Origin of the sequence: Burkholderia sp. WAC0059 (assembly GCF_002870125.1) — a bacterium.
In the GTDB taxonomy this organism is placed as follows: Bacteria; Pseudomonadota; Gammaproteobacteria; order Burkholderiales; family Burkholderiaceae; genus Paraburkholderia.
In genome coordinates, this window is record NZ_PNEO01000027.1 from 34,727 (window position 1) to 42,587 (window position 7,861).

A 7,861-nucleotide genomic window follows, 5' to 3' on the forward strand; every position below is an offset into this window, starting at 1 on the left:
CCGATGATAGCCCCGTTCGCGGGTCAACGAAGCGGCTCGCCCTGCCGACGGCACGTCGCGATCCGCGCGACAATGGACGACGCCGCGCACGACGCGACAGACGACATGGCGAGGCGAGCGCCCCGCCGCAGGGAGACACGCAACATGGGAGATCGCGTCATCGTAGAAGGGCTGGCTACGCTCGCCGCCATCGTTCTGTACTTTTTGCCCGCGCTGATCGCCGACCGGCGGCACCGGGACGATTTGCTGACTCTCGCACTGTTCAATGCGGTACTCGGATGGACAGGGTTCGGCTGGCTGTTTGCGCTTTACTGGGCCTACCAGCCGAATCCGCCCGCGCGGCCGCCCGGCGAGGCCGGTGCGCGAGGCCGCATGCCCGTCATGTCGGGCTTTTCGCGCAAGCTGGCGCAACGCGCGAAGAAACGCGACGATCGCGACGGCCGCGATGGCGGCACGCGAATTCATCCGCTCGTGGACGACCGGGAGGGTGCGGGGTCGCCCCGGGAACGAAGGGAATGAGAAAGGGAACGATGGAAAGCGGCGAAAAACAGTCAGGACAGCCAGGGCCAGGCGGCCCGGACGTCGCGCTGTTCAGGCGTGACCGGCCGGCGGCACGCCGCCGACGGCGCGGCGCAGCCTGACCGACGTCGCGGGAATGGAGCGCGGCTCGATCTGCACGCTGTCCTGCTCGAACATTTCCTGACGCAGTTCGCCGTGCTCGTCGAACCACTGGCAGATCAGCCAGTGCCCCTCGGCGAAGCCGACCGGCCCTGCGTACATGACCGTCATGCGCGGGCCGCCCGACTTGAGCGTCACCACATCGCCGACGCCGGCCAGAACAGCCGCCTGGCTATTCGAAGCATCGATAGACATACCCAGCATGGCATTCCCCGGTAAAAACACAGTGAAAACCCTGATTCCTGCAATGCCCGCATTTCCTCCGTTTCCACGTCGGAGTCACGAGACGAACGCCGTTTTAATAAACGGCCCGGCAAGATTAACAATGACAATTAATCGCTGCAAGGTATTTTTAAGGGGCCGGCGCGAAATGATTTTTTATGTAACTACTGGGAATGGCGACCGGAACATAATCGCTTCTAACGCTCTTCGACTGCCTGAAACTACCGTACCATCAGGCATGACAGGTATGGATTACTGCGACAGATAACTCTGCATCCGGCCCGACGGGAAAAACCTTCCGGCAATATCGAACCCAATAAAATGTCCGCCGGCACGACGACCGGCTGATGACAGGAGGATGAATCGCCCGGATTATTTTGTTAAAACATGTTCGGGATAGGGATGCAACAAGCCGGGCAACAAACGATAATCCGGCCGGGAAAAACCCTATCCCGCGGGCTTAATATCGCGATTCGGGCGCGGACCGTTCTCCGTTATTCATGCGTATCCGATATTCGTCCGGATATGCCAGGTGCGCGCCCGTCTCCGGGGCCCGCTCGATCCCGCGCGCGTCAGGTCGTCAGGTTTCCAGACGCGCGTCGAGCGTAATCGCGGCATTCAGCACCTTCGACACGGGACAACCGGCCTTCGCGCTGGCCGTAGCTTTCTCGAACGCCGCCTTGTCGCCGCCCGGAATCTTCACGGCCACGTCGAGATGGACCGCCGTGATCGTGAACCCGCCGCCTTCCTTTTCGAGCGTGACCGTCGCCGAGGTGCCGATGCGCTCAGGCTTGATGCCCGCCTTGCCCAGTTCGGCCGAAAGGGCCATCGAGAAGCAGCCCGCGTGCGCGGCCGCAATCAGTTCCTCGGGGTTGGTGCCGATGCCGCTCTCGAAACGTGTCGAGAACGAGTACTGCGTGTCCTCGAGCACGCCGCTCTCCGTGGAGATCGAGCCCTTGCCGTCCTGCAGACCGCCTTGCCAGACTGCCGATGCCTTGCGCTTCATTACTCTCTCCGGTTGTGCGCCATCGCGAAAGACCCTCTCTTCGCGCGCAGGACCGGCCCGGCGGCCGCACCCGGACGTGTGCCGGTCGATCCTGCGCGATCAGGCCCCCGACGACGCCCGGGCGTGACCGCACTTCATGATAGCGGTTGCCCGGCCGGCGCCTCGCCAGCGTGACACGGATCGAAACGCAGCGAATTATTCGGGGAACGGCAGCGACGTCTGCCCCTGCGCCCGCATCTCGAAGACGTTCAGCGTCATCGCTACGAGCGAGTAATAGCCGAGCAGGCCGACGAGGTTGATCGTCGTGTCGATGCCGAAGCGCTCGACGGCTCGCGCATAGGTCGCGTCGGACACGCGCCGGGTTTCGTAGAGCTCCGTCACGAACGCATGGATCAGCGCGTCGTCCGGCTCGTCGAACACGGGTTCGGCGCCCGTGCGGATCGCCTCGACGAGCGCCTCGGGCACGCCGGCCTGCAACGCCAGCCCGCTGTGGATGTGCCACTCGGCCTGCGAGCGCCAGCGCGCGGCCGTGACGAGCACCGCGAGCTCCGAGAGCCGCATCGACAGCCCGGTGTGATAACGGCAGAACACGCCGAGCCGCTGCGCATGCTGCGCGAGCTCCGGGCTGCGAATCCAGCAGAGGAAGGGACCGTTCAGGCTGCCGCGCGGTCCCGAGAGGATTTCGTCGAGTACGGCCTTCTGCTCGGGGGTGGCGTGCGCCTGATCGAACGGCGGCAGTCGGTGCGTCATGGGATGAAAACTCCGTGCAAATGAAGGTAAAGGTGAAGACGGGTCGCGGAAAATCCGCGCGTCATCATCGCACAACCGGCCAGACCGCACGCGCGGCGCCGGTCGACGCCAGCGCGCCTTCGACGGCATCGCCGAGCCGCTCGACGATGGTCTCGATGTCCGGCGCGGTACAGATGAACGGCGGCGCGAGCAGCACGTGATCGCCGCGCCGGCCGTCGACGGTGCCGCCCATCGGGTACACCATCAGGCCGCGCGCGAAGGCTTCGCGCCGGATCGCCGCGTGCAGTTTCAGGTCCGGCCCGAACGGCTCGCGACTCTCGCGATCGGCCACGAACTCGACGCCGACGAACAGGCCGCGCCCGCGCACGTCCCCGACGTGAGGATGGTCGGCGTAGCGCTCGCGCAGCCGCGCGCGCAGTTGCTCGCCGCGCGAGCGCACGTTGTCGAGCAGGCGCTCCTCCTCGATCACGCGCAGCACCTCGAGCGCCGCGGCGCATGCCGCCGCGTGGCCGATATAGGTATGGCCGTGCTGAAAATAGCCGCTGCCGCCGACGATCGCGTCGTAGACGCGCCCGCTCACGAGCGTCGCGCCGATCGGTTGATAGCCGGCGCCCAGCCCCTTCGCGATGGTCAGCAGGTCGGGCGCGACGCCGTCCTCCTCGCAGGCGTAGAGAGGGCCCGTGCGACCCATGCCCGACATGATCTCGTCGAGGATCAGCAGCACGCCGTAGCGGTCGCAGACGGCGCGGATCTTGCGGAAGTATTCGCGCACCGGCGGCACGGCGCCGGCCGTCGCGCCGACCACCGTCTCGGCGACGAACGCCGCGACCGTATCGCCGCCTAGCTCGACGATCTTTTGTTCCAGTTCGTCGGCGAGGCGCTGGGCGTAGGCCTCGTCGGTCTCGCCCTCGTGCCGCTCTCGGTAGGCGTAGCAGGGACTCACGTGATGCGATTCGATCAGGATCGGCAGAAACGGCGCGCGCCGCCAGGCGTTGCCGCCGATCGCGAGCGCCCCCAGCGTATTGCCGTGATAGCTCTGCCGGCGCGCAATGAAATGACGACGCCGCGGTTCGCCGATTTCGACGAAATACTGGCGCGCGAGCTTCAGCGCCGCCTCGATCGCCTCCGAGCCGCCCGAGACGAAATAGACGTGCGAGAGCCCCGAGGGCGCCGCCGCCACGAGGCGATCGGCCAACTGCTCGGCAACCCCGGTCGTGAAAAACGACGTGTGCGCATACGGTAATTGCGCCATCTGGCGGCTAACGGCCGCGATCACGCGCGCGTTGCTGTGGCCGAGACAGGACACGGCGGCCCCGCCGCTCGCGTCGATGTAGCGCCTGCCGGCGGCATCGACGATTTCAATGCCGTCGCCGGCCACGGCGACCGGCAGGCGCTGCTTCGGCATCCGGTGAAATACGGTGGACATGCGGCTTCGCGCTCCGATGAAATGAACGGCGCGCAAAAGCCCGCGCCGATGTCAGCCATCTTCGCTTTTTACAACATATGTTGTCAATATAAAATTACAAACAACATTCGGATCAGGAGGCGATGTATCGCCGGCAAAAACGCCGCTCAGGGCACGTAAGCCCCTCTCGCGTTGAGCGAGCCTTCGATTTGCTCGAGCCGCTCGACCGCGTTCGTGCCTTCGAGCGCGAGCAACTGCGCGACGAGCGATTCGGCGAGCGCCATGGCCGCCGCCAGCGAGGGAAAGAAGGACGGGCTTTCGTGCGCGAAGATCAGCACCTGGTCGGCGTTGAGCGCGATCGGCGAGACGGCGCTGTCGGTCATCGCGATCACCCGGCTGCCGCGCTCGCGCGCGGCTTCGGCCACGCGCACGGCCTCGGCCGAATACGGCGCGAAGCTGATGACGACCGTCGCGCTGCTGCGCTCGATGGCGAGCAACTGCACTTCGAGCATGCCCGCGTCGCCGTCGAGCAGCGATACCGAAGGACGAAACAGCCGGTAACCGTAGACGAACCCGAAGGCCACCGCATGGCACGAGCGAAAGCCGGCCACGTGCACGTGCTTCGCCTTGCGCAGCACGCGCGCGGCCTCGACGACGAGTCGCGCGCTATGCGCGGCGGTCACTTCGAGATTGTGCTGCTGCGCGACGAGCAGATCGCGCGCGAGCCCCTCCTTCGCGTTGCCGGCCACGAGCGAGCGGGCGCGGCTCGCGAACGGCTCGGGACGCGTGCGCACGCGCGCGACGAACAGGCTGCGCATTTCGTTCCAGCCCGGAAAACCGAACTGCTGGGACAGCCGGACGAGCGAGGCCGGCTGCACCTGGGCGCGCTCGGCCACCTTGCGCATCGACGACACGGCCACCTCGTCGGGATGATCGAGCAGAAAGGCCGCGCCCGTCTGAAACTGCGGGCTCAGTTCGGAGAAACGCGCGCGGATCAGCGCGACAAGCTGGTCGAAGCTCTCTGGCATGCGAGGATCGTTGTAATGACGACAACAAATGTTATCACCGCCGCGTCGTCGCGCAGCGGGCCCGCCGGCACGCGCCCCCGGTGCCGTTTTACAGCCGCGCCACCACGCGCACGTCGCTCTCGCTCGCCGACGCCACGACCTTGCCCCCGACGCGGTTGAACGTCAGCGTCACCGACGCGCCGCCCACGCGCAGATCGCCGATTTCGAGCCAGTCGATGCCTTCGGGCAGCATCGGCTGCTCGATGCGCACCTCGCGCTTCGCGGCGTCGATCGTCATGCCGAGGCAGGCCTCGAGCATCATCAGCGGCGAGCCCGCCGCCCAGGCCTGCGGCAGGCAGGCGACCGGATAGGCCGTGGGCGGCTCGCCGCGCCGGCGCGGAAAGCCGCAGAAGAGCTCGGGCAGACGCATGTCGAAATTGACGGCCGCCTCGAAGAGCGCCTGCAGCAGCCGCACGGCCGAGTCGCGCCGTCCGTAGCGCGCGAGGCCGCGCGCCACGAGCGCGTTGTCGTGCGGCCAGACCGAGCCGTTGTGATAAGCCATCGGATTGAAACGCGCCTGGCCGGCGGCGAGCGTTCGCACGCCCCAGCCCGTATGAAAGAGCGCCGATTCGAGCATGGCGGCCACCGCGTTGCCGCGCTCGGGATCGGGCAGGCCGAACGCCAGCAGGTGCCCGGCGTTCGACGCGAGCACGCGGCACAACTCGCCGTGACCGTCGAGCGCGATGCCGTAGAAGCCCGACTCGGGCATCCAGTACTGCGTCTCGACGCAGGCCCGGATTTTCGCGGCGTCCGCGCTGTAGCGCGCCGCCTCGCCGGCCAGCCCGCGCTGCGCGGCGAACTGCGCCATCGTCTCGAAGGCCGCGCTCGCGTAGGCCTGCACCTCGACGAGCGCGATCGGGCCGTCGGGAAACCGGCCGTCCGCATGGAACACCGAGTCGTGGCTGTCCTTCCAGCCCTGGTTCGCGAGGCCGCCCTCCGACTCGCGACGGTAGTCGAGCAGCCCGAGCGGATTGCGCTCGCAAACGCCCGCCACCCAGCCGATCGCACGCTCGAGCGCGGGCCACAGCTCGTCGATCAGCGCGAGATCGCCAGTGCGCACGGCATAGGCGCCCGCCAGCACGACGAAGAGCGGCGTCGTGTCGACGCCGCCATAGTAGAGCGCGAACGGCACCTCGTTGGTGGCCGCCATCTCGCCGCGACGCATCTCGTGCATGATCTTGCCGACCGCCGCGTCGCGAAACGCCGAGTTCTCCTGCGCCTGATGCGCCGCGAGAAAGCGCAGCACGCCGCGCGCGAGCGCCGGCTGCAGCCAGAGCGTCTGCAGCGACGTGATCACCGCGTCGCGGCCGAACGGCGTCGAGAACCACGGGATGCCCGCGTACGGATAGGGGCCCGTCGGCAGCTCGGTCGTGAGCAGGTTGAGGTCGGCCAGCGAACGGTTGATCCAGTCGTTGAAGAGCGGATTGCTCGACCGCACGCGCGCGCTGGCGCGGCGGCGCTCGCGCATCGCGAGGTGCGCGTCGACGAGTGCCGTGCGCACGGCCGCACGGCCCACGGGCGTGGCGGGCCGGTGCGTCGCGACGCCTGCCGCCGGCACGCTCGCCCCGGCACTCGCGCCGGCCGGCGCCAACACCGCCTGCGCTATCGGCTCGACCTCCACCGATACCGACAGATAGACCGACACGCAGGTCTGGGCCGGCAGTTCCACCGAATAGTCGGCGCGGTCGGCAAGCAGCTTCTTCGGCGACGGAGAAAACGCGATCCGCACGCGCCGCGCCATGCGATCGAGCCCGATGTAGCCGAGGCGGACGCAGCCGTCCTCGACACGCGGCGGCTCGACCGTGCCTCGCTGCTCGCGCTTCAGGCCGCGCACCTCGAACATGTCGCGGAAGTCGCTCGCGAACGAGACCGACAGCGGCACGACGGCGTCGCTCGTGCCGTAGTTGGTCAGCTCGATCGCCTCGGTCATCGCGGTGCCCGACAGCACGCGCAGCCGCTCGACGTGAATCACGCCCTCGGGCGTGCTCGCGCCGCCGAGCAGCGGCAGCGGCCGGTTGGTGAGGTGAGCCGTGAACGCCGTGTTGTCGCTGCTGACGCTGCCCGAGAGCAACGAGGGCGCGCGCCCGCCGAACGTCAGCCGCAACGACGACAGCATGCGCGTGTCGTTGACGAACAATCCGTCGTCGACGCCCGTGATGTCGCCGAGCGAATCGTTGACGATGAACGTATCGCCCGATTTCAGTACGTGCTGGCTCGCGCTCGCGACCCGCGCGGGCTCGGGCGCGATGAACGCGCCTTCCTCGTCCGGCCGTGCGCCGGCCGCGCCTTCGTGGGTCAAACTGCCCAGTGCTTCCGGATCCTGCATCGCGCCGCTCCTCTGTCCGTTTCGCCTTACCGCGATTGTAGAGGCTCGCGGACTTTCGCACGAGCCGCCGTCCGTCCCGCGGGTCGCCCTGCCTGCGCCCCGCCGGTGCCTAAAACACACGGGCGCAGGTTCCCGAAGGAAACCTGCGCCCGTTCCGCCGTCACGCGCGCCGCTTGGGCCATACGGCCTCAAGCCTGCCGGCGCAAGGCCGGCACCGCGCTTAACGCTGCGAAATCGGCTTCGCCTCGCGCGGCGTCTCGCCGACGAAGAGCTGGCGCGGACGGCCGATCTTCTGCTCCGGGTCCGCGATCATCTCGTTCCACTGCGCGATCCACCCCACCGTACGCGCCATCGCGAAGATGCACGTGAACATCGACGTCGGAATGCCCAGCGCCCGCTGCACGATC

At 67.6% G+C, this 7,861-nt stretch carries 8 protein-coding genes; 1 reads left to right on the forward strand and 7 read right to left on the reverse strand.

What is annotated here, in order from left to right; translation table 11 throughout:
• Window positions 1-72: 72 nt before the first annotated feature.
• Window positions 73-519, forward strand: coding sequence for a superinfection immunity protein (locus CY652_RS21730; protein WP_308410405.1), 447 nt, complete (start codon window positions 73-75; stop codon window positions 517-519).
• Between the two features lie 72 nt (window positions 520-591).
• On the opposite strand, the gene CY652_RS21735 is transcribed toward CY652_RS21730, so the two are convergent.
• The 7 genes from CY652_RS21735 to CY652_RS21765 form a co-directional block, all read right to left on the reverse strand.
• A complete protein-coding gene (locus CY652_RS21735) occupies window positions 592-882 on the reverse strand; it encodes a YodC family protein (RefSeq protein ID WP_102132787.1) in 291 nt (96 codons plus the stop codon).
• A 598-nt stretch (window positions 883-1,480) separates the two neighbouring features.
• On the reverse strand, window positions 1,481-1,906 hold the full coding sequence (locus CY652_RS21740) for an OsmC family protein (protein ID WP_102132788.1): 426 nt from the start codon (window positions 1,904-1,906) through the stop codon (window positions 1,481-1,483).
• Window positions 1,907-2,101: 195 nt separating this feature from the next.
• Window positions 2,102-2,656 carry a carboxymuconolactone decarboxylase family protein gene (locus CY652_RS21745; RefSeq protein WP_102132789.1) on the reverse strand — a complete coding sequence of 185 codons (555 nt, stop codon included), beginning with the start codon at window positions 2,654-2,656 and terminating at the stop codon, window positions 2,102-2,104.
• Window positions 2,657-2,720: 64 nt separating this feature from the next.
• Window positions 2,721-4,082 carry an aspartate aminotransferase family protein gene (locus tag CY652_RS21750; protein WP_102132790.1) on the reverse strand — a complete coding sequence of 454 codons (1,362 nt, stop codon included), beginning with the start codon at window positions 4,080-4,082 and terminating at the stop codon, window positions 2,721-2,723.
• 146 nt (window positions 4,083-4,228) lie between these two features.
• Window positions 4,229-5,089, reverse strand: a complete 861-nt coding sequence (locus CY652_RS21755) for a MurR/RpiR family transcriptional regulator (protein ID WP_102132791.1) — start codon at window positions 5,087-5,089, stop codon at window positions 4,229-4,231.
• A gap of 88 nt (window positions 5,090-5,177) precedes the next feature.
• A complete protein-coding gene (locus CY652_RS21760) occupies window positions 5,178-7,454 on the reverse strand; it encodes an amylo-alpha-1,6-glucosidase (protein WP_102132792.1) in 2,277 nt (758 codons plus the stop codon).
• A 220-nt stretch (window positions 7,455-7,674) separates the two neighbouring features.
• The coding region (locus CY652_RS21765) for a citrate/2-methylcitrate synthase (protein ID WP_308410394.1) at window positions 7,675-7,861 on the reverse strand (187 nt) is incomplete at its 5' end.

Bases quoted from the DNA above. Each gene is read 5' to 3' on its own strand.
- CY652_RS21760 (WP_102132792.1), bottom strand. From the start codon at position 7,454: ATGCAGGATCCGGAAGCACTGGGCAGTTTGACCCACGAAGGCGCGGCC.
- CY652_RS21745 (WP_102132789.1), bottom strand. From the start codon at position 2,656: ATGACGCACCGACTGCCGCCGTTCGATCAGGCGCACGCCACCCCCGAG.
- CY652_RS21730 (WP_308410405.1), top strand. From the start codon at position 73: ATGGACGACGCCGCGCACGACGCGACAGACGACATGGCGAGGCGAGCG.
- CY652_RS21740 (WP_102132788.1), bottom strand. From the start codon at position 1,906: ATGAAGCGCAAGGCATCGGCAGTCTGGCAAGGCGGTCTGCAGGACGGC.
- CY652_RS21735 (WP_102132787.1), bottom strand. From the start codon at position 882: ATGCTGGGTATGTCTATCGATGCTTCGAATAGCCAGGCGGCTGTTCTG.
- CY652_RS21750 (WP_102132790.1), bottom strand. From the start codon at position 4,082: ATGTCCACCGTATTTCACCGGATGCCGAAGCAGCGCCTGCCGGTCGCC.
- CY652_RS21755 (WP_102132791.1), bottom strand. From the start codon at position 5,089: ATGCCAGAGAGCTTCGACCAGCTTGTCGCGCTGATCCGCGCGCGTTTC.